The sequence below is a fragment of the Bradyrhizobium sp. genome, assembly GCF_016462955.1.
In the GTDB taxonomy this organism is placed as follows: domain Bacteria; phylum Pseudomonadota; class Alphaproteobacteria; order Rhizobiales; family Xanthobacteraceae; genus Bradyrhizobium.
Genome location: NZ_JAEMSD010000006.1, coordinates 48,125 through 49,476, shown reverse-complemented (window position 1 = coordinate 49,476; position 1,352 = coordinate 48,125). Strand labels below are relative to the sequence as shown.

Genomic DNA, 1,352 nt, shown 5'->3' with positions numbered 1-1,352 from the left:
CAAGGATGAGCTGCATGGCCAGGGTGCCGGGTACGATGGCGTAGATGCTGTCGACGGAGCTCCTGGAGAAATGGTCGACGGCGATGCCCCCGTTCGCCGGGTTGATGGCAACGCCGGCTTTCTCCAGGCCGAGATTGGCGACCGCCGGATGGCGGCCGATGGCGAACATCACCTGGTCCGAGGCGAGGCTCGAGCCGTTCGACAGATGGGTGGTGAAGCCCTCGCCGTGGCGGTCGACCTTGGTCACCGTGCAGCCGGTGAGAATCGTAATGCCCTGCTTCTCCATCTCGGCGCGAACATGGGTCCGGACGTCCTCGTCGAAGCCGCGCAGGATGTTGTCGCCGCGATAGATCACGGTGACGTCGGAGCCGAAGCCGGCGAAGATGCCGGCGAACTCCAGCGCGATGTAGCCGCCGCCTTGGATCACGATCCGCTTCGGCAGCTTCTCGAGGTGGAACGCCTCGTTGGAGGAGATCACGTGCTCGATGCCGGGGATCGCCGCGCCGTGGTTGGGCGCGCCGCCGGTGGCGATCAGGATGTACCTCGCGGTGATCTTCCTGTCGTTCTCGAGCAGGCGGACGGTGTGCCTGTCCTCGATCACCGCGCGGCTCTTGACGATCTGCGCGCCCGACTTCTCGACATTGGCGGTGTAGGCCGCCTCCAGCCGCGCGATCTCCTTGTCCTTGTTGGCAATCAGCGTCGGCCAGTCGAAGCTCGCGGGCGGAACGGTCCAGCCGAAGCCCGCGGCGTCCTCGATGTCCTGACGGAAATGCGAGCCGATCACGAACAGCTTCTTCGGCACGCAGCCGCGGATCACGCAGGTGCCGCCCATGCGGTATTCTTCCGCGATCATCACGCGGGCGCCGTAACCTGCCGCGATGCGGGCGGCACGCACGCCGCCCGACCCGCCTCCTATGACGAAGAGGTCGACGTCGAATTCAGCCATTGTCCACTCCGACCTCTTTCAAGAACGACCTTTCAGATAGGTGCGCTCAGATCTCCTTGCCACGCTTGCGCATCTCGGCGCGGAAGGTCCCCATCACGGTCTCGGCGAAGTTCTGGGCCCAGGAGTTCATGAAGGCCATGCTCAGCCCGATGGCGCGCGGCTCCGCGTCGATCAGCTTCTTGCCCAGCGGCGACCTGTAGAAGGTGACGAGGTCCTTCAGCTCCTGCTCGGTGAACTCGCTGGCATAGATCTGCGCCATGCCTTCGCCGATCTCGTTCTGGCGGCCGTTGAGCTGCTGGGCGACGATCGGGGCGACCTCGTTGAGGTCCTTCTGGTAGTTCAGGTTCTGCTGGATCAGCGCGATCTTGGTCTTTTCGACGAGGCCGGGCACGGCGCCGGCGTACAT

The 1,352-nt window shown here is 64.8% G+C and carries 2 protein-coding genes; both read right to left on the bottom strand.

Annotated elements, in window-relative coordinates:
• Window positions 1-946: FAD-dependent oxidoreductase (locus JHD07_RS01650; RefSeq protein ID WP_291618323.1), on the bottom strand; the 946-nt coding region annotated here is incomplete at its 3' end.
• 46 nt (window positions 947-992) lie between these two features.
• On the bottom strand, window positions 993-1,352 hold a 360-nt coding region (locus tag JHD07_RS01645; RefSeq protein WP_291618321.1), incomplete at its 5' end, for a DUF2059 domain-containing protein.